This window comes from Streptomyces sp. R818 (assembly GCF_056172735.1).
The window spans coordinates 1,175,420-1,197,439 of sequence record NZ_JAOCNE010000003.1; the positions used below are offsets into that span (position 1 = coordinate 1,175,420).

General features: G+C 72.6%; 18 protein-coding genes, 1 tRNA gene and 1 pseudogene. 10 read left to right on the plus strand and 10 right to left on the minus strand.

Translation table 11 applies throughout. The features are described from left to right. Positions 1–101: 101 nt before the first annotated feature. Complete coding sequence (locus tag N5I75_RS10500; protein ID WP_476676435.1) at positions 102–2,144, minus strand: MDR family MFS transporter; 2,043 nt, start codon at positions 2,142–2,144, stop codon at positions 102–104. Between the two features lie 172 nt (positions 2,145–2,316). Between N5I75_RS10500 and N5I75_RS10505 the strand changes: the two genes are divergently transcribed. Beyond that, a complete protein-coding gene (locus N5I75_RS10505) occupies positions 2,317–3,174 on the plus strand; it encodes a peptidoglycan-binding domain-containing protein (protein ID WP_476676436.1) in 858 nt (285 codons plus the stop codon). Between the two features lie 230 nt (positions 3,175–3,404). On the opposite strand, the gene N5I75_RS10510 is transcribed toward N5I75_RS10505, so the two are convergent. Then, the gene (locus tag N5I75_RS10510; protein WP_476676437.1) at positions 3,405–4,061 is read right to left on the minus strand and encodes an HAD-IA family hydrolase; all 657 of its coding nucleotides are present in this window, start codon (positions 4,059–4,061) and stop codon (positions 3,405–3,407) included. Positions 4,062–4,517: 456 nt separating this feature from the next. Here N5I75_RS10510 and N5I75_RS10515 point away from each other — a divergent pair, with 456 nt between their 5' ends. The 3 genes from N5I75_RS10515 (at position 4,518) to N5I75_RS10525 (ending at position 7,631) form a co-directional block, all read left to right on the plus strand. Continuing rightward, the gene (locus N5I75_RS10515) at positions 4,518–5,174 is read left to right on the plus strand and encodes an HNH endonuclease family protein (protein ID WP_476676438.1); all 657 of its coding nucleotides are present in this window, start codon (positions 4,518–4,520) and stop codon (positions 5,172–5,174) included. A gap of 138 nt (positions 5,175–5,312) precedes the next feature. Then, the gene (locus N5I75_RS10520; protein ID WP_476676439.1) at positions 5,313–7,007 is read left to right on the plus strand and encodes an alkaline phosphatase D family protein; all 1,695 of its coding nucleotides are present in this window, start codon (positions 5,313–5,315) and stop codon (positions 7,005–7,007) included. A 174-nt stretch (positions 7,008–7,181) separates the two neighbouring features. Continuing rightward, positions 7,182–7,631: a DoxX family protein gene (locus tag N5I75_RS10525; protein WP_476676440.1), complete on the plus strand. Its 450-nt coding sequence runs from the start codon at positions 7,182–7,184 to the stop codon at positions 7,629–7,631. A 63-nt stretch (positions 7,632–7,694) separates the two neighbouring features. Here the strand turns inward: N5I75_RS10525 and N5I75_RS10530 are convergent, their stop codons facing one another. Then, positions 7,695–8,306, minus strand: coding sequence for a superoxide dismutase family protein (locus N5I75_RS10530; protein WP_476676441.1), 612 nt, complete (start codon positions 8,304–8,306; stop codon positions 7,695–7,697). A 239-nt stretch (positions 8,307–8,545) separates the two neighbouring features. Between N5I75_RS10530 and N5I75_RS10535 the strand changes: the two genes are divergently transcribed. Next, a complete protein-coding gene (locus N5I75_RS10535) occupies positions 8,546–9,193 on the plus strand; it encodes a DedA family protein (RefSeq protein ID WP_476676442.1) in 648 nt (215 codons plus the stop codon). Between the two features lie 339 nt (positions 9,194–9,532). Here the strand turns inward: N5I75_RS10535 and N5I75_RS10540 are convergent, their stop codons facing one another. Next, positions 9,533–9,772 (minus strand): DUF2277 domain-containing protein, encoded by a 240-nt coding sequence (locus N5I75_RS10540; protein ID WP_476676443.1) that lies wholly within the window; start codon positions 9,770–9,772, stop codon positions 9,533–9,535. A gap of 85 nt (positions 9,773–9,857) precedes the next feature. On the opposite strand from N5I75_RS10540, the gene N5I75_RS10545 reads away from it, so the two are divergent. After that, complete coding sequence (locus N5I75_RS10545; RefSeq protein WP_476676444.1) at positions 9,858–10,196, plus strand: hypothetical protein; 339 nt, start codon at positions 9,858–9,860, stop codon at positions 10,194–10,196. A gap of 202 nt (positions 10,197–10,398) precedes the next feature. Here the strand turns inward: N5I75_RS10545 and N5I75_RS10550 are convergent. Then, positions 10,399–10,473: transfer RNA gene (locus N5I75_RS10550), tRNA-Val, on the minus strand. Between the two features lie 1,159 nt (positions 10,474–11,632). Here N5I75_RS10550 and N5I75_RS10555 point away from each other — a divergent pair. From N5I75_RS10555 to N5I75_RS10565, 3 genes are all read left to right on the plus strand, one after another. Beyond that, complete coding sequence (locus N5I75_RS10555) at positions 11,633–13,015, plus strand: hypothetical protein (protein ID WP_476677016.1); 1,383 nt, start codon at positions 11,633–11,635, stop codon at positions 13,013–13,015. A gap of 82 nt (positions 13,016–13,097) precedes the next feature. Then, positions 13,098–13,805 carry a FadR/GntR family transcriptional regulator gene (locus N5I75_RS10560; protein ID WP_476676445.1) on the plus strand — a complete coding sequence of 236 codons (708 nt, stop codon included), beginning with the start codon at positions 13,098–13,100 and terminating at the stop codon, positions 13,803–13,805. A gap of 9 nt (positions 13,806–13,814) precedes the next feature. Then, entirely contained in the window at positions 13,815–14,036 is a 222-nt protein-coding gene (locus tag N5I75_RS10565) for an FmdB family zinc ribbon protein (RefSeq protein WP_476676446.1), read from the plus strand. A 286-nt stretch (positions 14,037–14,322) separates the two neighbouring features. Here the strand turns inward: N5I75_RS10565 and N5I75_RS10570 are convergent, their stop codons facing one another. From N5I75_RS10570 to N5I75_RS10580, 3 genes and pseudogenes are all read right to left on the minus strand, one after another. After that, positions 14,323–15,054, minus strand: coding sequence for an HAD family hydrolase (locus tag N5I75_RS10570; RefSeq protein WP_476677018.1), 732 nt, complete (start codon positions 15,052–15,054; stop codon positions 14,323–14,325). 80 nt (positions 15,055–15,134) lie between these two features. After that, positions 15,135–17,542: pseudogene (locus tag N5I75_RS10575) on the minus strand (phosphoribosyltransferase). A 62-nt stretch (positions 17,543–17,604) separates the two neighbouring features. Next, complete coding sequence (locus N5I75_RS10580; RefSeq protein ID WP_476676447.1) at positions 17,605–18,771, minus strand: HpcH/HpaI aldolase/citrate lyase family protein; 1,167 nt, start codon at positions 18,769–18,771, stop codon at positions 17,605–17,607. Between the two features lie 215 nt (positions 18,772–18,986). Here N5I75_RS10580 and N5I75_RS10585 point away from each other — a divergent pair, with 215 nt between their 5' ends. Beyond that, a complete protein-coding gene (locus tag N5I75_RS10585) occupies positions 18,987–19,859 on the plus strand; it encodes a TerD family protein (RefSeq protein ID WP_476676448.1) in 873 nt (290 codons plus the stop codon). A 43-nt stretch (positions 19,860–19,902) separates the two neighbouring features. Here N5I75_RS10585 and N5I75_RS10590 read toward each other — a convergent pair whose 3' ends face one another. Further along, a complete protein-coding gene (locus N5I75_RS10590; protein ID WP_476676449.1) occupies positions 19,903–20,649 on the minus strand; it encodes a TerD family protein in 747 nt (248 codons plus the stop codon). 195 nt (positions 20,650–20,844) lie between these two features. Continuing rightward, entirely contained in the window at positions 20,845–21,990 is a 1,146-nt protein-coding gene (locus N5I75_RS10595) for a DUF475 domain-containing protein (RefSeq protein WP_476676450.1), read from the minus strand. Between the last annotated feature and the right edge of the window lie 30 nt (positions 21,991–22,020).

Genomic DNA, 22,020 nt, shown 5'->3' on the forward strand with positions numbered 1-22,020 from the left:
GAGGCGAGCTGAGCACATAGGCAGGGCGCGCCGAGCGCACAGCCGGGGCGTGCCGAGCGCACAGCCGGGGCGTGCCGAGCTGCACAGCCGGGGAGTTACGTTTACGCCGCGAGGCCCTGCCGATGGCTGCCGCCGTCGTGCGGGCGCTCCGCGTCGGAGCCGCACAGCTCGGCGTTCAGCTCCGACACCAGCTGGAAGAGGTCCGTGGGCCGCTCGGGCCCCCACCAGTCGCCGAGCAGCTCCGCGAGCGAGTCCTCGCGGGCCTTGGCGAGCCGGGCCGCGACCGTGCGCCCCTCGTCCGTGAGGACCATGTCGAGGCCCTCCCGGACCGCCAAGTGCCGCTCCTCCACCTGTCGCGCCGCCTCGATGATCACCTGCAGGGGTACGGCGCTGCGCTCGGCGAGGACGGCGGGCTCGGCCCAGCCGCACCGGTTCACCCGGAGCACGAGCCAGCTCGCGGCGGGCAGCAGGTCGTAACCGGACCGGGCGGTGATCTTCTCGTAGATCTCACGCCGCCCCTCGCGCGTGCCAAGGACCGACAGGGCCCGCGCCACCTCGTCACGCGAGGAGCGCTCGACCGGGTTGGAGGCGAGCGTCTGGCTCTGGTCGGGCGCGGTGACGGAGGTGCGCAGCTTGTCCTCGCGCAGGAACCAGGCGAGGACGAAGGCGAGCAGGGCGACCGGGGCCGCGTAGAGGAAGACGTCCGTGATCGACGTCGCGTACGCGTGCAGGACGGGCCCGCGCACGGCGGGCGGGAGGTCGCCGATGCCGCGCGGGTCGGCCTTGAGCGAGCCGGGGCTCACCCCGGACGGCAGCGGCTGCCCGCTGAGCGCCGAGGTCAGCTTCGTGGCGAGGCGGTTGGCGAAGATCGTGCCGAAGATCGCGACGCCGAACGAGGCACCGATGGAGCGGAAGAACGTGGCGCCCGAGGTGGCGACGCCCAGATCCTCGTACGGCACCGCGTTCTGCACGATCAGGACGAGAACCTGCATGACGAGGCCCAGGCCGAGGCCGAAGACGAAGAAGCAGGCGCTCATCTCGGCGGTCGCGCTGTTCTCGTCGAGGTTGTGCAGGAGCAGCAGCCCGATCGTGGTGACGGCCGTGCCCGCGACCGGGAAGACCTTCCAGCGCCCGGTGCGGCTGACGATCTGCCCCGAGACGGTGGAGGACAGCAGCAGCCCGATCACCATGGGCAGCATGTGCACACCTGACATGGTCGGCGACACACCTTGGACCACCTGGAGAAACGTCGGCAGATACGTCATCGCGCCGAACATCGCGAACCCGATGACGAAGCTGATGATCGCGGCGAGGGTGAAGGTGCGGACCCGGAACAGCTTCATCGGCAGCACCGGCTCCGCCGCGCGGAACTCCACGCACACGAAGACCACGGCCAGCGCCGCACCGAGCACGGCGAGCGTGATGATCTGCGGCGAGCCCCAGCCCCAGGTCGTACCGCCGAGCGAGGCGACGAGGACGAGGCAGGTGGCGACGGCGGCAATGAGGAAGGTGCCCAGGTAGTCGATACGGTGCTGCCGCCTGCGGGCCGGGATGTGCAGGGCGGCGGCGATGACACCGAGCGCGACGACGCCGACGGGCAGGTTGACGTAGAAGACCCAGCGCCAGCTCAGATGCTCGGTGAACAGCCCGCCGAGCAGCGGCCCCAGCACGCTGGTCGCCCCGAACACGGCGCCGAACAGCCCCTGGTACTTGCCCCGCTCGCGCGGCGGCACGAGGTCGCCGACGATCGCCATGGACAGCACCATGAGCCCGCCGCCGCCGAGCCCCTGGAGCGCCCGGAAGCCGATCAGCTCGGGCATGTTCCGCGCCATTCCGCAGAGCGCGGAGCCGATCAGGAAGATCACGATGGCGAGCTGGAACAGCCTCTTCCGGCCGTACTGGTCGCCGAGCTTGCCCCACAGGGGCGTCGCTGCCGTCGCGGCGAGCATGTAGGCGGTGACGACCCAGGACAGGTGCTCCAGACCGCCCAGGTCGCTGACGATGGTCGGCAGCGCCGTGGAGACGATGGTCTGGTCGAGCGCGGCGAGCAGCATGCCGAGCAGCAGCGCCCCGATCGAGACGAGGACCCCACTGCTCTTCCCGGCGCCACCGCCGCCCGCCGTGCCGATGTACTGGCTGCTCATGCCCACCTCCGACGGCTGCCTCGGTCCCTCCCATCCTGTGCGCTGCGCCCCGGTTCGTCCTGTCGAGTTCGGGCCCGGCGCTGCGGGTGATGCGCTTGGGTCTGCATAATTCGTCGCAGTTCTCGGGGAGGACCGCAGCACTGCGCACGAGTCTCGGGGAGGGGACCACGGCATGAGTGGTGAGGAGCGTCGTCGGCCCGATACGGGCCGTTCGTGCAAGGAGTGCGGGGCGGGGGCGGACGGGGGCACCGCGTGCACCTGCGAGGCGGAGGGGTTCGGCCCGCTGCGGGTCCGCCCCTACGTCACCCTGCCGGAACCGTCCCAGCCACCGCCCCCTCGCGCCCCTGACCCGTACGCCCACCCGCCCCTGCCGCCCGAGCTGCCGAGGGTGGCCGCCGCCGACGACGCCGATCCCCCGCACCCCGGGGACGCCACGCGCCGCCCCCCGCTGCTGCTCCTCGCGGCGATAGCCGGGGTGCTGAGCGTGGCGGCGCTGGTGACGGTCCTCATCTCGTCGGGCGACGGCGACACGAGCGTCGCCGCGCAGGAGGCGGGCACCCCGCTCGCCGCGACGACGCCGAACGCGTCCGGTGCGGCCCCGAGCCCGTCCGCGTCCGCAACGGAACGCACGGCCGGGCCTTCGTCGCCGCAGGTGTCGCGCGCGGCGACGGCCCCCGTGGCGCCCTCCGCGTCGGCCCCGTCGAGCACGGCGCCGCCGTCCCCGACGCGCTCGGCGTCCACGACCCCGAGGCCCTCCGCCACCGCCTCCGCCTCCCCGACACCGCGCCCGTCGCGTACGCGGCAGCAGGAGCCGCAGGTGCTGCGCCGGGGTGACCGGGGCCCGGAGGTCGGCGAGATGCAGTACCGGCTGCGCAAGCTGAACCTGTACCCGGCGGACCCGGACGGCAGGTTCGACGGCCGCACGGAGTTCGCGCTGCGCGCCTATCAGATGGCGCGCGGGGTGCGGGGGGACGACCCGGGCACGTACGGCGCGGCGACGCGGCGGCTCCTGGAGGCGGAGACGCGCTGAGGCGTCCGGGGCCGGTCGGCCGAGGGGGGCTGAGGCGTCCGGGGCCGGTCGGCCGAGGGGGGCTGGGGGTCCCGGGGCCGGTCGGCCGAGGGGGGCTGGGGGTTCCGGGGCCGGTCGGCCGAGGGGGTCTAGGGTTCCGGGGCCGGTCGGCCGAGGGGGCTGGGGGTCCCGGGGCCGGTCGGCCGAGGGGGTTGGGGGTGCCGCCGGGCAGCGGATGTGTTTCCGGCTGGTCAGCCGATGTGCAGCAGGATCTCGCCGTCGCCGGCGACCTCGACCCGTACGGCCGTCAGGTCGGGCACGTGGACCGTGGGCCCGTGCTCGCCCGCGCGCGGGCCGACACCAACGACCCGCATCCCCGCGGCGAGCCCCGCCGTGATGCCCGCGCCGGAGTCCTCGAAGACGACACAGTCGGCGGGGTCGACGCCCAGCTCGGCGGCGCCCTTCAGGAAGCCCTCGGGGTCGGGCTTGCTGGCGCCCACGTTCTCGGCGGTGACACGGACCGCCGGGTAGGGCAGCTCGGCGGCGGCCATCCGCCCGGTCGACAGCGCCAGGTCGGCCGAGGTGACGAGCGCGTGCGCGACACCGCCGGAGATCAGCGCCTCCAGGAACGCCGCGGCACCGGGCACGGGCACGACGCCGTCCATGTCGGCGGTCTCCGCGGCGAGCATCCGGGCGTTGTCGGCGTGGTTCTCCGCCATGGGCCGCTCGGGCAGCAGCAGGGCCATGGAGGCGTACCCCTGACGCCCGTGCACGACGCCCATCACCATGTCGCCGTCCAGCTCGTGCTCGGCGGCCCAGCGCCGCCAGATGCGCTCGACGACGGCGTCGGAGTTGACGAGGGTGCCGTCCATGTCGAGCAGGAGGGCACGCGCGGAGAGAACGGTCATCGGCGGGCTCCAGAACTGTGTGACGGCTGAGACGAGTGACGGCCCCGACCGCCGAGGGCCGGGACAAGGCGGCCCCGCCCACCGGTCAGGGTACGCGGGCGGGAGCCACTTTGTTCCCACACGGTACAAAACGAACCCGGGTCAGCGCCACCCGCCCAGATTCAGCCCCTCCGGCGATTGAGGAGCGGGGCCCGGGGCGGAGCCCCGTGACCCGAGCACCAACACGGGAGCCACAGGAAAGCGGGCGCACCCGAACACGACGGGGCGCACCCCAGAGAGCCACCTGGCCCAATTACCGGGCAAAACGGGGACGTTGCGGCCCGGCCCCTTGTCCCGCCCACCACTTTGACGCGACCCTGTCACCAGAAGAACACCCCCGCGCAACCCCCTCCCCCCACCATGGCCGCACGCACCCCACTCGTCCGGTCAACAACCCCCCATGTCAAGGGAGTTCACATGCTCAGCCTCTACGCGCGTCGACCCCGCACGGCCGCCCTCCTCGGCACGGGAGCGGCCACCCTCACCGCCCTCACCCTCCTCACGGCGGCCCCGGCCGCCCACGCCGCTCCGCCCACCCCCGTGACCGCCGCGACGGCCCGCACCTACCTCGCCGAGCTGACCGTCAAGGCCGAGGGCTCCTCCGACGGCTACAGCCGCGACAAGTTCCCGCACTGGATCACCCAGTCCGGCACCTGCAACACCCGCGAGACCGTCCTCAAGCGCGACGGCAGCAACGTACAGACCGGCTCCGACTGCGCTGCCACGTCCGGCAGTTGGTACTCCGCGTACGACGGCGCCACCTGGACGGCGGCGAGCGACGTCGACATCGACCACATCGTCCCGCTCTCCGAGGCGTGGAAGTCCGGCGCGAGCGGCTGGACGACCGCCAAGCGCCAGTCGCTCGCCAACGACCTCACCCGCCCGCAGCTCATAGCGGTCACCGACAACGTGAACCAGTCCAAGGGCGACCAGGACCCCGCCGAGTGGATGCCGCCGCGCACCGCGTACGCCTGCACGTACCTGCGGATGTACGTGCAGGTGAAGCACTACTACGACCTGTCGGTGGACTCGGCGGAGAAGTCCGCGATCCAGTCGAAGCTGAGCGGCTGCTGACCGCCGGCTGACCCCTCTCCCCCCGCCCGCTCCCCCGCTCGGCCCCGGTGTTCCGTACCGTACGGACGTCTGCAAACGACAACGGACGACGACGGACGACTACGCAACACCGACCGAGCGATACGCGGAGGAGGCGACGTGGCGAGGCTGCGCCTGGGACCAGTGCTGAGGTACGTGGACGAGGAGACGGCGACGGTCTGGGTCGAGGCGAGCCGGCCCTGCGTCGCCGAGGTGCGCTGCGCGGACGGCGCGTCGGGCAGCGCACCCACCTTCCAGATCGACGGCCACCACTACGCGCTCGTCCCGGTCGGCGGCCTCACGCCGGGCACCGAGACCGCGTACGAGGTGGTCCTGGACGGCGGCACGGTCTGGCCCGAGCCGGACTCCCGCTTCCCGGCGAGCACCATCCGCGCCCCGCACTACGAGGCGGCGGACGCCCAGGTCCGCGTCACCTTCGGCTCCTGCCGCTGGGCCGCGCCGCCCGCCTCGGGCTCCTCCTGGCGCGAGCGCGGCCGTGAGCTGGGCGGCGAGCACGACCCGGTCGGCCCGGACGCCCTCGACACCCTGGCGGCCCGCCTCGCCGCCGACCCGTCGGCCGAGCGCCCGGACGTCCTCGTCCTCCTCGGCGACCAGGTCTACGCGGACGAGACCTCACCGGCGACACAGGAGTGGCTGTCCCGCCGCCGCGACCTGGACGAACCGCCCGGCACGCAGGTCGCGGACTACCAGGAGTACACGCACCTCTACTACGAGTCCTGGCTCGACCCGGAGATCCGCTGGCTCCTCTCCACGGTCCCCAGCCTGATGCTCTTCGACGACCACGACGTGATCGACGACTGGAACACCAGCGCCGCCTGGCTGCGCGACATGCGCGCGAAGCCCTGGTGGCAGGAGCGCATCCTCAGCGGCCTCATGTCGTACTGGGTGCACCAGCACATAGGCAACCTGCCCCCGTCCGAACTCGCCGACGACCCCGTGTACGCGGCGGTGCGCGCGACGCCCGACGGCACGGACGCGCTGCGCGCGTTCGCCGCCCGCGCCGACACCGACCCGACCTGCGCCCGCTGGAGCTACCGGCGCGACTTCGGCCGCGTACGCCTGGTCATGATCGACACCCGGGCCGCCCGCGTCCTCGACGAGGAGAACCGGGCGATGCTCGACCCGGACGAGGAGCGCTGGGTGCGCGAGCAGGTCCTCGACGGCCAGGACAGCGCGCCCGGCGCCTACGACCACCTCCTCATCGGCTCGTCCCTGCCATGGCTGCTGCCGCATCTCATCCACGACGCGGAGAACTGGAACGCGGCGATGTGCCACGGCGAGCGCGGTGCCCGCTGGGCGCGGCGCGGCGAGAAGCTGCGCAGGCGGGCCGATCTGGAGCACTGGCCCGCGTTCCCGAAGTCGTTCGACACGCTCACGGACCTGGTGGCGGACGCGGGCCGGGGCCCGGCCGCCCCCGCGACGATCTCGGTCCTCGGCGGCGACGTGCACCACGCGTACATCGCGGAACCGACCTGGCCGACCCCGGCGGACGGATCGGCGCCGACCGCGCGCATCCTCCAGCTCACCTGCTCACCCGTGCACAACTCGATCCCGGGTTACATGCGCCTCGCGTTCCGCTTCGGCTGGAGCCGATGGGGACGGGCCATCGGGCGCGGCCTCGCCCGGCACGCGCGCGCGGCCCCGCCCCGGGTGCGCTGGCGCAGGTCAGGCGGCCCCTGGTTCGGCAACCACCTGATGACGCTGACGCTGCGCGGACGCTCCGCCGACCTCTCCCTCGACCAGGCCGACGCGCGGCAAGGCCTGGTCAGGAAGGACCACCGCAAGATCACGTAAAAACCGACAACGCGCCGCAAGCGGAACCGGAACTTGGCCGAATGTTGAACTTGCAAGCTCTAGTTAGGTACACCTAACCTGTGCTTCTTCCAAGCCGGTGGCAACGGCGGCAGCGTCGGCGCCGACTCCATCGGTGACATCGGTTCGTCCCCAACCGACCGAAGGAGCCCCACCATGACTGGACGTCTCAACAGCGCCCAGCCCTATGCCCTCGGCCTGTTCCGCATCGTCATCGGTCTGCTCTTCGCCTGCCACGGCGCCGCCTCGCTCTTCGGCGTCCTCGGCGGTTCGATGGGCGGCGGCACCGTCGAAGCGGGCACCTGGCCCAGCTGGTACGCGGCCGTGATCCAGCTCGTCGGCGGCGGAATGGTCCTGCTCGGCCTCGGCACCCGCGCCGCCGCGCTGATCTCGTCCGGCTCGATGGCCTACGCGTACTTCAAGGTCCACCAGCCCGAGTCGCTCTGGCCGCTGCAGAACGGCGGCGAGGCGTCGGCGGTGTTCTGCTGGACCATGCTGCTGCTCGTCTTCACGGGCTCGGGCGCGTTCGGCCTCGACCGGCTGTTCGCCGGGCGCGGCGAGCGGCCCGAGGAGGCGCGGCCGGAACGGGCGACGGTCGCGGCCTGAGCCTCGCGCGCAGCGACGTGACGGCCCGGCCGCTGCCGAGCGGCCGGGCCGTACCCACGGGCGCTACAACCCCTGGCCGAACGCCGGACCGGCGAGCGGCTGGTTGCCGAACGGCACGGTGAAGCAGGCCACGCGCTTCCCGGCGCCGCCCGGCGCGTCATGGATCACGACCGACCCGGCCTCGCCGTCCCGCAGCCCCCACTCCTTGTGGACGACGGCCTTGCCCGCGCCCTCGGCGTCGGTCGTGAAGTCGAGCCAGACCTCGTTCGCGGCGTCCGCCTTCGCCGGGTCGGCCACGTGCTGGTAGTGCCCGCCCGCCGCCTCCGGGTCCGCGCCGCAGGCGTTCTCGTGCACGTGCGCCCCGAACGCGTGCGAGGGGGCGAGGCCCTCGACGTCCAGGCGCACCGTCATCCGGTCCCCGCTGCCGCTCTGCGTCACCTTGATCGACGACGCGGCAGGCACCAGCTTGGTGTCGTACGTCATCGCGGGCGACGGCAGGAAGGCCATGGGCGGCGAGAACGTCGCCTCGCTCTGCACGAAGTACGCCCCACCGCCCGTGGCCTCCATGACCCCGCTCGTGGTTCCCGTGGCCCCCGTGGCCTCTGCCGCTCCGCCGCCGCCCGCCGCCAGCACGGCCGCCGCGAGCGCGCCGGTCACCATTCCTGCCACCACCATCGCCAGTCCCCTTCATCTTCTTCGTCGCTTCTGGATCGTTGGTACGCGACGGGGCGGCGCGGCGCCGCCCGGGACGGCGCACCTGGGTGAGCGCAGTCGGGTGAACGTGAGATGGGGAACATCTGTACCCCTTGCGTACCTCGTGCGACACACCGGGCGTACGCTGTACAGCTGTCATGACGCCGCTCCCGCCTGGAGGAACGGTCCGGGGGAACGTTTCGTACGGGAGTTGGCTAGCAGTGCTGGAGAGCGTGGGGTCGCTGACCGGAAGTCCATGGATCTACGCGATCGTGGCGCTCTCCGTGCTCTTCGACGTCTTCGTGCCCGTGCTGCCGAGCGGGGTCCTCGTGATCACCGCGGCGACGGCCGCGGCGGCGGGTTCGGGCGCGGCGACCGGCGCGGTTCCGCACGGAGTCCCCGACCTGCTGGTCCTGACGCTGAGCGCGGCGACGGCGTCCGTCCTCGGTGACCTCGTGGCGTACCGGCTCGCGTGGCTCGGCGGTGAGCGCCTCGACCGCGCCATCGCCCGCTCCCGGCGTCTGACCACCGCGCAGGAACGGCTCGGCGGGGCGCTCGCCCGGTCCAGCGGCGGCCTGCTCGTGATCATCGCCCGCTTCGCCCCCGCGGGGCGCTCGGTCGTCTCCTTCGCGGCCGGCTCCGCGCATCGCAAGGTCCGGGAGTTTCTGCCCTGGTCCGCTGCGGCCGGGGTGGCTTGGGCGGGGTACAGCGTGGCGCTGGGCTACTTCGGGGCGCAATGGCTCGGCGCCAGCTGGCTGTCCACGGTGGTCTCCCTGCTGGCGCTGATCGGAGCGGGCGTCATAGCGGCCTACGTGATGCGCCGCCCGACCCCGCAATCCCAGGAGGCGGCACCCGCCCCGGGAGCCTAGAAGGCGCCTCGCACGCGCTATCCGCCCCGAAAGGGGTGCCGCACCACTTCCCGCGCCCGACGCGCACATCGTGGTTGCTCGCGCAGTTCCCCGCGCCCCTGAAGCGTGCGGCTTCGCCGCAGCTTCATTGGGGGCGTCGCGCGCGGCCTCACTGAGATGGCGCACGAAGTGCGCATCTCAGGGGCGCGGGGAACTGCGCGAGCAACCACAACGGCGCCGCACCCGCCCACACTCCCAGGGGCGCGAGGAACTGCGCGACCAGCCACGACGGCGCCGCGCCCGCCGACGCTCCCCAGGAACCGAGCCCCCGGCCGGCCAGCCCTCACCAGCCCAGGGCGCTCAAGATCCGGCCCCCCGCGCGGCAGCGCCAGCGCCCCGCACCTCGAGCCCCCCGAGCAAAACCTCCGTAGCCCGCGCAACCTCCTCCACGGCCCGCTCGAACACCTCCCGGTTGTGCGCGGCGGGCGCCCGGAACCCGGACACCTTCCGCACGTACTGCAGGGCCGCGGCCCTGATCTCGTCCTCCGTGGCTTCCTCGGGGAGAACGGGCGGACGAAGGGTCTTGATGCTCCGGCACATACCTCCAGTCTGCTCCGATCACACGTTCGCGTGAATGGCCCGAAGCCCCTCGCACACCAAATTCGAACAGACGTACCATTGCCGGGTGGCAGCGACCGATGACCCCGACTTCGATTTCCCGAGCGACCTCCGCGCCGGCCAGGAGGAGCTGCACCAGATCAGGGCCGAACTCCTGGCCCTCCTCAAGCGGCTCCCGTGGTCGGTGGCGCCCGCCGACGCGATCAGCGACACCCAGGGCTGGCGCAAGCTGGAGCGCCCCGCCTCACCGGGCTGGACCGAGGACGAACAGGCCGAGGTCGAAAAACTCCGCAGGCGCGAACTGGAACTGGCCGTCTTCGTGACGTGCCACCGCTACTGGCGGGACCTCTCGGGCCCGGACTCGGTACGGGCCCGGGCCCGCCTCAAGCACGTACACGGGGCCTGACAGCCCGGCTGCCGTCGCCGCGCAGGCCGCCTCCGCTCCCGTATCCGCTGCCCCAGCGGCGGACCGGGCATCCCGGACGGATCGTGCACGTGGAACCCCCACCGGGTGACCGCCAAAGCCAGCTTGCGGCGCGCATACCCGCGCAGGAACGAAAAAGGCCCCCGGCGCATCCGCCGGGAGCCTCTGACGTACTCCTTGCCACTGGTGGGCGCGGACGGTTTCGAACCGCCGACATCCTGCTTGTAAGGCAGGCGCTCTACCCCTGAGCTACGCACCCCAGATTCCGGGACAGCCTACCTTGCCGCAGGCAGTGCACCGCAAACCCGTAACGGTCGGAACGACTGCGGGGGTTATCCCCACCTGCGATCCGGTGGCCGGCCGCATCCCGCCAGAGGCTCGTACAGCCGTACGTTCATGGGGTGCCGCCCACCGGCCCGGCACCCCGGAACCAGAGCGGGAAGCAGCAGCAGGCAGCGCAAGCGCAGTCGCCGCAGGGGGAGTTCACCATGACCGTCCAACCGTCCCGCACCACACGCGGCCCCCGCACGATCCGCGGTCTCGCCGCCGCGGCGGCCGTGGTCGCCGTCGCCGCGACGGCCACGGCGTGCGGCGCCGACTCCTCCGACGACGACCACCCGGACCACCGCGCGTTCGCCCTGCAGGGCCGCACCCTCACCGTCGACTCGGACGACGCCGCCCTGGAACTGATCCCGGGCGATAGCGACAAGGTCGAGGTGACCCGCTGGTTCCAGGGCTCCACCGTGATCGGCTCCGATCCGAAGGTCACGTGGAAGTGGCAGGCGGACGAGGACCGCCTGACCCTGCGCCTGCACTGCAGCGGCTTCATCGCCGACTGCTCGGCGCGCCATCGCGTGGAGGTCCCGCGCGGCGTCGCCGTGGTCGTCCGCAACGACGACGGCAGCGTCCGCGCCCGCGACTTCGACAAGGGGCTCGACATCTCGACGAAGGACGGCTCGGTCCGCGTGCGGAACGTCTCGGGCCCGCTGCGGCTGAGCGGCGACGACGGTTCGCTGCGCGCCTCCGGCGTGGACGCCCGGCAGGTCTCCCTGCACACCAAGGACGGCTCCGCGCACCTCGCCCTGCGCACGGCCCCGACCGGCTCGACGCCACCAGCGACGACGGGTCGCTCACCTTCGAGCTGCCCGGCTCGGCCACGTACCGCGTGGACACGCACACCGACGACGGCCGCGTCGACGTCTCGGTCCCCCGTGACGAGGCCAGCGCGCACCGGATCACGGCCCGCGCGCAGGACGGAAAGGTCACGGTGCGCACAGCGGACTGAACCGCGGGCGGAACCACGGACGGACCGGCTCGTGTGTTCGCTCTTGACCGGTGGGAGAATGGACACCGGCCAGGGCGGACGACGGCACGGGGAGTGGTTGGTGACGACGGCGAAGAACGAGCGCCTCGACGGGATGCGCCCGGCCACGACCGAGACCGCGCCGCGCGTGCGGCGCGGACCCCGCTCCCGTTCCCACCATCGACTGCACGACCTCCTCGTCCTCGCGCTGCTCCCGCTGCCCCTGCTCACGGCGGCCACGACCGCCGCCTTCGCCGGTGGCGGCACCCGGAAGTGGTTCGGCGGCCGTGCCGAGTCCCAGCGGGCGGAGGCGCAGGCGGCGAAGGACGCCGCCGCCGCCGCGTTCTACGAGCTGGACACCGCGCAGCGGGACCTGCGCATCTCGATAGAGACCATCACCGCGGTCGACGACTCCCCCGCCGCGCGCCGCGCCGTCGGCGACTTCGAGCGGCTCGGGACCCGGATCGACGAGGTCAGCGCGCAGTACATCAGCGCGGTCGACGCCCATGACCTGGACCGGGACGATCTGGAGGCGAGCGTCGCGGCTCGCGCGCGGGCCGATCTGACGCAGGCCAAGGACCAGCTGACCCGGACCAAGCAGGACCTGGACCGGTTCGCGCAGGGGCTCGGGCCGCTGCTCGGCAAGGCGGAGACGCAACTGGCGCGGCTGGCGCCGTCCGTCGAGCGCGCCCGGCAAGCGCTGCTCGCCGCGACGACCGCCCTGGACACGGTCCGCGCGGCCGGGCTCAAGGCCGACGACCTCGCCGGACGGCTCGCGGCGCTCGGCCCCGAGCTGACCAAGCTGAACGAGGGCGCGGGCCGGCACGGCGTCCCCGAGACGCTGGAGCGCGCCGAGCGGGTCGCGCGGGACGCCGAGTCCGTACGGGCGGAGGCCGAGCGGCTGCCCGAGCGGGCCGCCGAGATCGACCGGCGTCTGGTCTCGCTGCGCACCCGGGCACAGGCGCTGACCACGCGCGCCGGGCAGGTCGAGCCGGTCCTCAGCGAGCTGCGGCGCCGGTTCGCCGCGGCGTGCTGGCAGGACCTCCAGGGCGTACCGGACCTGGCCGCGGAGAACGTGCGGCAGGCCGAGACCAAGCTCGCCGAGGCCCGCGCCGCGCGGGACGAGCAGCGCTGGCCCGACGCCACGTCGCGGCTGTCCACCGTGCGGGCGCTGCTCAACACGACGGACGAGTCGGTCTCCGCCGCCTCCGACCGGCTGCACCGGCTGAACGCCGTGTCCAAGGACCCGCAGCAGGAGATCGACCGCACCCGGTTCGCGATCCGGGACGCGCAGCGCCTCGCCATGGCGGGCCGCTCCACGCCCGACCCGCGCCACGCCCGCCCCCTCGACGACTCCGTGGCCCGCCTCGACCGCGCCGTCGAGGGTCTGGAGGGCCGCCACCCGGACTACTGGCACTTCCTCACGGAGACGGAGGCGGTGCGGGAGACGGCGGCCCGGGTCGTGACGCGGATCCGCGAGGAGCGCGGCGGCGCCTGACACGACGGTGCGCGGCGCTCCCAACCGGCCCCTCTCCAGGGCGAATTGATCTCACGCGGCCACCCGTGCGAGCCTGCTCCGCATGACCAGCTCACCGCCGCTGCCGCACGGGCACGACGTGCACCGCGCCGCGGTCGAGACGCTGGCCCGCCGCATCACGGACGGTGCGTACGACGTCGGCCGCCGTCTGCGACCGCCGCTCCTCGCCGCCGAGCTGGGGCTCCTGGAACCGGTCGTCGGCGAGGCGGTACGGGTCCTCGCGGCGAAGGGCGTCGTGGACGCCGGGCACCGGGTCCTGCCCCGGGCCGAGTGGAACGTTCTGGACGCGGACGTCCTGCGCTGGACCTTGGCCCACGAGCCCCTCGGCCCTCTCGACGTCTTCCCCGACCTGCACGAGCTGCGCCGCGCCGTCGAACCGTCCGCCGCCGCGCTCGCCGCCCAGTTCCGCTCGCCGGACGACCTGCGCGCGCTGGACGCGTCCCTCTCGGCGATGGCCGAGGCGGAGCGCCTGGCACACGCCCCGCACGCGGAGCTGGCCGCACGCGCCGACGTCGCCTTCCACACCACCCTCCTGACGGCCTCGGGCAACCGTTTCTTCGCCCGCCTGGCCCACGTCCTGGCCCCGCCCCTCACCGCCCGCGGCGAACGGGTCCACGCGGGCCCGCACCCCCACCCGCTCCCGGCCCACGCCGAGGTCGCGGCGCGCGTACGGGACCGGGACGCGGACGGCGCCTACACGGCGATGCTGGAACTCCTTGACCTCTCGCTCCGGGCCGACCCGACCCCGTAACCTCGACCCATGCCTCGTTACGAATACCGCTGCCGCACCTGCGGCGACACGTTCGAACTCCGCCGCCCCATGTCCCAGTCCTCGGCCCCCACACCCTGCCCCGCGGGCCACGAGGACACGGTCAAACTCCTGTCGACGGTGGCGGTCATGGGCGCCGCGACCCCGACCCCGTCCCCGGCCCCCTCGCCGGGCGGTGGCGGCGGCTGCTGCGGAGGCGGCTGCTGCGGCTAGCCTCCGGCGGGAGCGGGCGGTGGGTCGGCCGGGCCCGACAACGGGGAAGGCGCAGCGAAGCCGCACGCCTTCAGCGGCGCGGGGAACTGCGCGACCAGCCCCCACCGGCTCGCAGCGGAGAAGGCGCGGCGCAGCCGCACGCCTCCAGGGGCGCGGGGAACTGCGCGACCAGCTTCCCCTGGCCCGCATCGGAGAAGGCGCGGCGCAGCCGCATGCCTTCAGGGGCGCGGGGAACTGCGCGACCAGCCCCCACCGGCCCGCAGCCGCGATCACACCTACAGCCCACTCACAACTGCCCCAAGAACCCCCTCAGCACCGCCTCCCCCGCCAACACCCCGCTCTCAGGGAGCACCGTGAGGCCCGGGTTCGTCCACCCCGCTTCCGCCAGTTCGCCGTGGGCGGGGCGCCAGGCGTGCGTCACCGCGTCCAGCAGGTCCGCGTCGAGGAGTGAGTCGCCCGCGCCCAGGGTGCGCTCCGCTCCGGTCCTGCGGGCCACCTCGCGCACCGCCGCGCCCTTGGTCAGCGGCTTCGGGACGGCGTAGACCTTGCGGCCCTGGAGGGAGACGTTCCAGCCGACCCCGTCCGCCCACGCGGCGAGCTCCTTGACCCAGCCGGGCGGCAGCAGAGCCCGGTCGACCACGAGGTAGGCGAACAGGTCCTCGGCGACCCGTTCCTTCAGCAGCCACGCCGGGTCCGCGGCGCCGACCATCCGCGCCCGCACCTCCGCCAGCGGCGCGCACCCCGCCTCGATCCCGGCGGCGACCGCCGCACTCCACTCGGGGTCGGACACCCCGTCGACCAGGATGTGCCCGCCATTGGCGCAGATCGCGTACCGCGACACCGGCCCCGGCAGCCGCACCCGCCCGTACTGCTCCCGCGTCCGCGTCGTCGTCGGCACGAAGACCGAGCGCCGCGCCACCTCCGCGAGCAGCGCGGCCGCGTCCTCCGTCACGTACGACAGGGGTCTGCTCTGGTACACCTCCACGCAGAGCAGGCGCGGCGCGAGCGCGTCGGGCATGGTCAGGCCGAGCGCCCCGGCGGAGTAGATCAACGTACGGTCGAGGTCGCTGGCGACCACGACCGGGGCAACAGCGGAGCTCACTTCGCCGCCACCGCCTTGCCGTCGCCGCCCGTCGCCCCGCGCGTGTACCTCGGGTGGATCAGCCCGACGCAGGTGTACGGGAGGTCGGCGACCTCCTCCACCGGCACCCCGCGCTGTTCCGCGAGCAGCCGCACATGCGCGAGGTCCGCCCCGGCGCCGGCCCGCGCCAGGATCTTCCACGGCACGCGCCGCAGCAGCACCCGTGTCGTTTCGCCGACGCCCGGCTTGACGAGGTTCACGTCGTGGATGCCGTACTCCTCGCTGATCCGCTCCACGGCGGCCCAGCCCTCCCACGTCGGCGCGCGATCGGCCCCGAGCATGTCCTTGACGTCGGCGTCGACAGCGTCCCGTACCGCGTCGAACCGCTCCTCGACCACATCCAGGAAGTGCCGCGACACGTCCGAACCGGCCAGCTCCGCGTAGAACTTGGCGCCGTGGAAGTCGTCGGGCCCGACGAGGTCCGAGCGGAGCACGGTGCGCGATATCAGCCCGGAGACCGTGGAGTTGAGGCAGGCGGAGGGGATGAGGAAGTCCTCGCGCGTCCCGTACGTCCGCACGCACGAGCCGGGATCGGCGAGCACCGCGATGTCGGGGTTGAATCCCTCGAACTCCGCGACCGCGGCGGACAGCTCGCGGGTGATCGCCCCCTTGCCCGTCCACCCGTCGACGAAGACGACATCGGCCGGGTCGTGGTGCGCGGCGAGCCAGCGCAGCGCGTTCACGTCGATACCCCGGCCGCGCACGATCGAGACCGCGTAGTGCGGCAGTTCGAGCCCGTGCCGGCGCAGTGCCCAGCGCCGCATGAGCACACCGACCGGCGTCCCCGCGCGCGCGAGGGAGACCAGGACCGGCCGCGGCGAACGCTCGGCGAGCACCGTCTCCGTGACGACACCGACCGCGCGCGCGATCCGCTCGGCGGACGCGTCGAGCGCGGCGTGGAACAACTCCTGGTACTGCGGGCTCGGTTGGTACTCGACCGGCAGCGACTCGGCGTAGTGCGCTCCCCCGCTCTGGATGGCCTCCTCGCGCTCCTCGGTCGGCGCCTCCAGGGTCACGTCCGAGAGGTCCTGCAACAGCCAGCCGACCTCGTCGGGCGCGTACGAGGAGAAGGCGGGGCCGCGCAGCGGCTCGGGCAACGTCATGGAGGGCCTTTCCTGAGTCCCGCCGGGCACGTACGACGGCAGCACGACCACCACCACCCGCCCGGCATGTTCGGCCACGCGCGCCAACAACCCTTCGGGCGCGTCGAGTTCGGCCCGGTCGCCGACCGAGTCGAGCACGACGACGACCGTGTCGAAGCCGCCGCCCGCCACGTTGTACGCGTACCGCTCACCGGGCCCGTCGGCGGGCGCGTCGTGGGCGGGGAAGACGAGGCGGGTGCGGATCGCGTACCCGGGGTCGTCGACGGCGAGGACCGGCGAACGCGTCGTGGTGGAGTACGAGACGTCGGCGCCGGCCGCCTCCAGGGCGGTGGCGAGGCGCAGCGGCGCGTACATCAGCTCCTCGTTGCCGAGGACGAGTACGCGCCCGCGCGTGTGCGGCGCGAGCCGTGCGGCCATGCCGGGCAGCGCCGCTTCGAGGCGGGCCCGGTGGGCGGGGGTGAAGCCGTGCCGCCCGCCGTCCGGCACCCCGACCGGCCAGCCGGGATCGCCGACGCGGACGATCTCACCCCGCTCCCGCCGGGCCACGGGCACACCCGCACCCTCGTGAGCGGCGACGAGCGCCTGCCCCTTCTCCAGGACCCCTCGGGCAGCCGCACCGAACCCCGCGCCATGGCCACCAGGTCGACCCGGGCGCCGATCTCCTCCGCGAACGCGTCGAGCCGCCCCTGGTCGCCGGGCGAGCGCATGTCGACGAGCGCGACGATGACGTAGTGCGCGCGGGCGTGCAGCTCGTGCAGGGCGCGGATGGTGTTCAGGACCGTGTTGCCGGTGGAGAACTCGTCGTCGACGAGGACCAGCGGCCCGTCCCCGGCGAGCAGCGCGGGGTCCTCGGGCAGCAGGAGGTGGGAGGTGGCGTGCGAGTGGGACTCCTCGAAGCCGCCCGCGCGGGCCACTCCGTCGACGGGGCGGCGCGTGGAGTGCAGGTAGGGCGCGAGCGCGAGGCCGTCGGCGACCGAGTGGCCGAGGCCGGTCGCGGTCTCGGCGTACCCCAGGACGACAGCGCGCGCCGCGGCTTCGTCACCGAGCAACTCCCTTACTCGCACGCCTAGTTCACGCCCGGCCGCCCATATCACCGAGGGGCGCTGCGGCACGTGTTTGCCGAGGACGTTCGAGACGAGCAGATGCGCGCGCTTGGGGTTGCGGCGCAGGGCGAGCCCGAGGAGTTCGGTCAGCCCTTCGTCCCCGGCCAGCTCGACGCCAAGCCGCTCGGCGACCCACGTACCCGACCACACGGTGTTCACTTTGTTCTCTGCGTCCTTCGCTCGAATGGCGGCCTCGGCCGTGGTCTCGGTCCTGCCCTGGGTCATGACGCGGGCAGCCCCGCCGTCAGCAGCTCCACGAACCCGACGTCCTCGCGTGCCACGCCGAACGCCTCCGCGCGCCGCAGCGTCCGCTCGGCCCAGGCGCGGTGCGGCTTCACCTCGTTCATCTTGTTCGTGTACGCCGACCTGAGGACCCCGCCGCCGTCCCGCTCGGGGCGCAGGATGTCCTGCGCGTCGCTGTACTCCTCGTGGCTGACGACGGAGAGCGCGTGCACGGGCAGGACGTGGGAGGGGTGGATGCAGGTCTTGCCGAGCAGGCCGTTGGCCCGGTCCATCTCGATCTCGCGGAGCAGCCCGTCCAGGTCGTGCTGGATGAGCGCCTCGCGCAACGGTTCCGCGCCCTCTTCGAGGAAGGGGCTGCGGCGCAGCTGCGGCTTGAACATGCGTTCCTGGTGGCGGAAGTACTCCCAGACAGGACCGGTGACCGTGAACCCGGTGCCGTCGGCCCGGCCGAGGCGGTTGACGACGTCGCCTATGACGGAGGCGACGATCTGGACGTCGTACGCGGTCATGTCCGGCGGCCTGCGCAGCCCGTACGCCGAGCAGAAGTCGGTGACGCCGAGGCGCAGGGCGAGGACGCGGTCGCGGTACTTGTCGACGGTGCGGGCGATCCCGTCGAGCGTCTCGGTGCGCGTCTCCAGGTGCAGCAACTCGGGCGACTCCAGGACGGGCATGGCGAAGAGCCTGCGCCCGGTGGACATCTCGGCGGCGGTGAGCGCCTCCAGGAACGGAACGCCCCGCTCCTCCGTGAACTTCGGCAGTACGAATCCGGACAGCAGCGCGACGGCCGCTCCGAGGCGGTGGACGAGGTCGGTGATCTGCCGCGGTTCGCGTACGCGGATGAAGAGCATCGGGGTCTCGACACCGCGCGCGGCGAGGTCGGCGAACTGGCGCACCAGGTTCTCCTCGGCGCCGCTGACCTCCCCGTCGCTGATCGAGTCCTCCAGGCACAGCACCATGGAGACGACGCCGCGGGCGGCCTGCTTGAGCACGTCGTCGGCGAGGCGGGGCCTCGTCGCGGGGCTGTAGAGGGTGGCGCCGAGCGCCGCCGCGAGCAGGTGGGGCGGGGAGTCCGGACCGAAGGGGCCCGGCTCCCGGTGGAACAGGCGTTCCCGCACCTCAGGCGCAATGTGCCCGAAATGACGCATAGGTCTCCCCCGTTTCCTCTGGGCCGCCTGGCTTGATGTGGCCGGTAATAGTACGTACAAGACTGTGTCAACAGTTCCCGGGTGCAATGAAATCCTGGTAACCCGTGGATGTCGGACGCCGTGCCGCCCGGCCGGTGCCCTCCCGGTGCCCCCGTCCCCTCGAACGCGAGTACCCCGCGTTGTCCCGGCCCACCACGGGAAGGCAGGATGACCGTATGACGCACGCGATGCTCAAGGGGGCGAACGTCCCGCTCGACGCCACGGCGGTGCGCGCCGTGCTCCGCTGGACCCCCGGGCAGGGCGTACCCGCGGTGGACGCCTCCGCGCTGCTCCTCGGCGCCGGCGGCAAGGTCCGCTCCGACGAGGACTTCGTCTTCTACAACCAGCCGCGCCACCCCTCGGGCAAGGTCTGGCGGCTCGGCCAGAAGCGCGTGCCCGAGGGCATGACCGACACCCTCCAGGCGGACCTCGCGGGGATACCGCAGGAGATCACCCGCATCCTCTTCACGGCCTCCGCCGACGAGGTCGCGTTCGAGCACGTGCAGGCGCTGCGGATGTTCGTGTACGACGCCACGGCCGAGGGCGCCGAGCCGCTCGCCCACTTCGACGTCAAGCCGGAGACGGGCGCGGAGACCGCGATGATCTGCGGCGAGCTGTACCGGCGCGGCGACGGCTGGCGGCTGCGCGCGGTCGGCGAGGGGTATTCGAACGGCCTGGTCGGGCTCGCCACGGACTTCGGCATCTCGGTCGACGAGTCGGCCGCGGCGGAGCCCGCGCCCAGCCCGCCCGCGCCGGCTCCGGCCACACCGACCGGCGCCGCACCGGCCGGCTCCGCACCGGCCGGCTCCGGGCCCGACACGTCCGCGCCGACCGTGCCCGCGCCCTACCCCGCGCAGGCGGCTCCCGCCCCGTCCTTCCCGCTGCCGCCCCAGCAGCCGCCGTCGTACGGGTATCCGCCGCAGCCCGCGGCACAGCCGGCCCCGCCGTCCCAGCCCGCGTACGGCTATCCGCAGCCGGTCGCGGCGACGGCGCACCCGGACCCGGAGTTCCGCCTTCCGCCGCAGGGGCCGCAGTTCATCGGGCGCTGAGCGGGTACGGGGCCGGGGGCCGGCGCTACAGGTGCGGGGAGGGCTAGCGCTCCCCCACCTTGGACTTGTAGCCGCGGCCCCACTGCAGCCCCCACCCGTACAACCGGTCCAGCTCGGCCTGGAACCCGTACACGAACTTCACCTCGCGCCGTACCACCAGGTCGCCCTTGACGTTCTCGATGGAGACGACGGCGCAGGAGCGGGCCTGCGGCGCGCGCTCGTCCAGGCTGATCTCGATGCGCGGGCCGTTGCTGGGGTACAGCGTCACGATCGCGTGCGTACGGTCGAAGGCCGGCGTCTGGTCGTAGATGTAGACGAAGACCAGCAGTCGTTTGATGGCGTCGCGGTGGTCGAGGTTGACGTAGATGGTCTCGCCGGACGCCGAGCCGAACCGGTCGTCCCCGCTGAGCTTCACGTACGGCGGCGCGTTGAGCGAGCCGAAGAAGCTGCCGAGCGGCTGTACGACGCCCTTGTCGCCGTCGGCCAGCTCGTACAGGCAGCCGAGGTCCAGGTCGACGTTGACCATCGACTGGGTGTGCGCCTGGACGACGTCCGGTTTGAACATGGAGAACGGGTGGCGGATCAGGCTGTTCTTCTCGAAGCCGCCGATGTCCGAGGTCCGCATCCGCCAGGACAGGTTGATACGGAGGTTGCCGGTCTCCGCGCCCTGTTTGGAGAGCGAGACGACCGGATGTCGTTTGGTGAGTTCGATGGAGTTCGTCGCCGCGCTGCCCGAATCGAAGTCGAACTGCGCGGAGCCCCCGCGCCAGAGTTTGTCCCACAAGGACATGCCGCCCCCAACTGCCGATACCGAGTTCGCCCGTTCATGCCGATCATGCCGAACGGGGCGGTCGCGGGGAGACATTGTCTCGCGCGACCGCCCCGTCCAGAGCGTTCCAGGATTGTGCCCCGGCTAAAACTCCGGGCACATCGGCCCAGGTCAGGTCCTGTTCGGGCAGGGCCAGTGCGATCAGGGCCTGTTCGGTCAGACTCCGGAGGGGACCTCGCTCTTGTCCGGACTGTCCGCGTTGCCCTCCTCGGCCGCGAGGCGCTTGTTGCGGCGGACCGAGGAGAAGAACGACCAGGCGATCAGGACGACGCCGATGAGGCCGGTGATGATCTCGTTGATCTCGTAGCGGATGGTGACGAGCAGGATCACGGCCAGGGCGCCGATCGCGTAGTGCGCGCCGTGCTCCAGGTAGACGTAGTCGTCGAGGGTGCCCTGGCGGACCAGGTAGACGGTGAGGGATCGGACGTACATGGCGCCGATGCCGAGGCCGAGCGCCATGATGACGATGTCGTTGCTGATCGCGAAGGCGCCGATCACGCCGTCGAAGGAGAACGACGCGTCCAGGACCTCCAGGTAGAGGAACATGAAGAACGCGGCCTTGCCGGCCAGGAGCACGGCCGACTTGGGCTTGCCCTCGCGGGCGGCCTGCTCCTCCGCCTCGTGCTCGCGTTCCTCCTCTTCCTCGAGCCGGTTCTCGAAGAAGCTGGAGAGCCCGCCGACGACGAGGTAGGTGATCAGGCCCGCGACGCCGGAGATGAGCACCGTGGACTGCTTGTCGGCGTGGACGCCGCCGTGCTGGTGGGCGTGGATGGCGAAGGTCATGGCGCAGACGAGGAGCACGATCAGCGCGATGCAGACCGACAGCATGTCGACCTTGCCGAGCTTGGCGAGGGGGCGCTCCAGCCAGCCGAGCCACTTGATGTCCCGGTCCTCGAAGATGAAGTCGAGGAAGATCATCAGCAGGAACATGCCACCGAAGGCGGCGATGGACGGGTGCGCGTCGGTGACCAGCTGCTGGTAGCGGTCGGGCTGGTTGAACGCGAGGTCGACGGCCTCGATCGGGCCCATCTTGGCGCTGATCGCCACGATGACGACGGGGAAGATCAGGCGCATGCCGAAGACGGCGATGAGCACGCCGATCGTGAGGAAGATCTTCTGCCAGAAGGCGTTCATCTTCTTCAGGATTCCGGCGTTGACCACCGCGTTGTCGAAGGAGAGCGAGATCTCCATGATCGCGAGGATCGCGACGAGGCCGAGCGCCGTCCAGCCGTCGTAGAACACCGCGGCGATCAATCCGAGCACGGTGATCGCGAACGACCAGCCGAAGGTTTTCAGAACCACTGACTACCCCATCGTGTGTACGGGTTTCCC

Excerpts from the sequence above, each read along its gene's own strand:
- N5I75_RS10580 (WP_476676447.1), bottom strand. The coding sequence starts at position 18,771 with ATGCGTCATTTCGGGCACATTGCGCCTGAGGTGCGGGAACGCCTGTTC.
- N5I75_RS10530 (WP_476676441.1), bottom strand. The coding sequence starts at position 8,306 with ATGGTGGTGGCAGGAATGGTGACCGGCGCGCTCGCGGCGGCCGTGCTG.
- N5I75_RS10585 (WP_476676448.1), top strand. The coding sequence starts at position 18,987 with ATGACGCACGCGATGCTCAAGGGGGCGAACGTCCCGCTCGACGCCACG.
- N5I75_RS10505 (WP_476676436.1), top strand. The coding sequence starts at position 2,317 with ATGAGTGGTGAGGAGCGTCGTCGGCCCGATACGGGCCGTTCGTGCAAG.
- N5I75_RS10510 (WP_476676437.1), bottom strand. The coding sequence starts at position 4,061 with ATGACCGTTCTCTCCGCGCGTGCCCTCCTGCTCGACATGGACGGCACC.
- N5I75_RS10515 (WP_476676438.1), top strand. The coding sequence starts at position 4,518 with ATGCTCAGCCTCTACGCGCGTCGACCCCGCACGGCCGCCCTCCTCGGC.
- N5I75_RS10565 (WP_476676446.1), top strand. The coding sequence starts at position 13,815 with ATGCCTCGTTACGAATACCGCTGCCGCACCTGCGGCGACACGTTCGAA.
- N5I75_RS10590 (WP_476676449.1), bottom strand. The coding sequence starts at position 20,649 with ATGTCCTTGTGGGACAAACTCTGGCGCGGGGGCTCCGCGCAGTTCGAC.
- N5I75_RS10500 (WP_476676435.1), bottom strand. The coding sequence starts at position 2,144 with ATGAGCAGCCAGTACATCGGCACGGCGGGCGGCGGTGGCGCCGGGAAG.
- N5I75_RS10555 (WP_476677016.1), top strand. The coding sequence starts at position 11,633 with ATGCGCCCGGCCACGACCGAGACCGCGCCGCGCGTGCGGCGCGGACCC.
- N5I75_RS10560 (WP_476676445.1), top strand. The coding sequence starts at position 13,098 with ATGACCAGCTCACCGCCGCTGCCGCACGGGCACGACGTGCACCGCGCC.
- N5I75_RS10570 (WP_476677018.1), bottom strand. The coding sequence starts at position 15,054 with ATGCCCGACGCGCTCGCGCCGCGCCTGCTCTGCGTGGAGGTGTACCAG.
- N5I75_RS10540 (WP_476676443.1), bottom strand. The coding sequence starts at position 9,772 with ATGTGCCGGAGCATCAAGACCCTTCGTCCGCCCGTTCTCCCCGAGGAA.
- N5I75_RS10525 (WP_476676440.1), top strand. The coding sequence starts at position 7,182 with ATGACTGGACGTCTCAACAGCGCCCAGCCCTATGCCCTCGGCCTGTTC.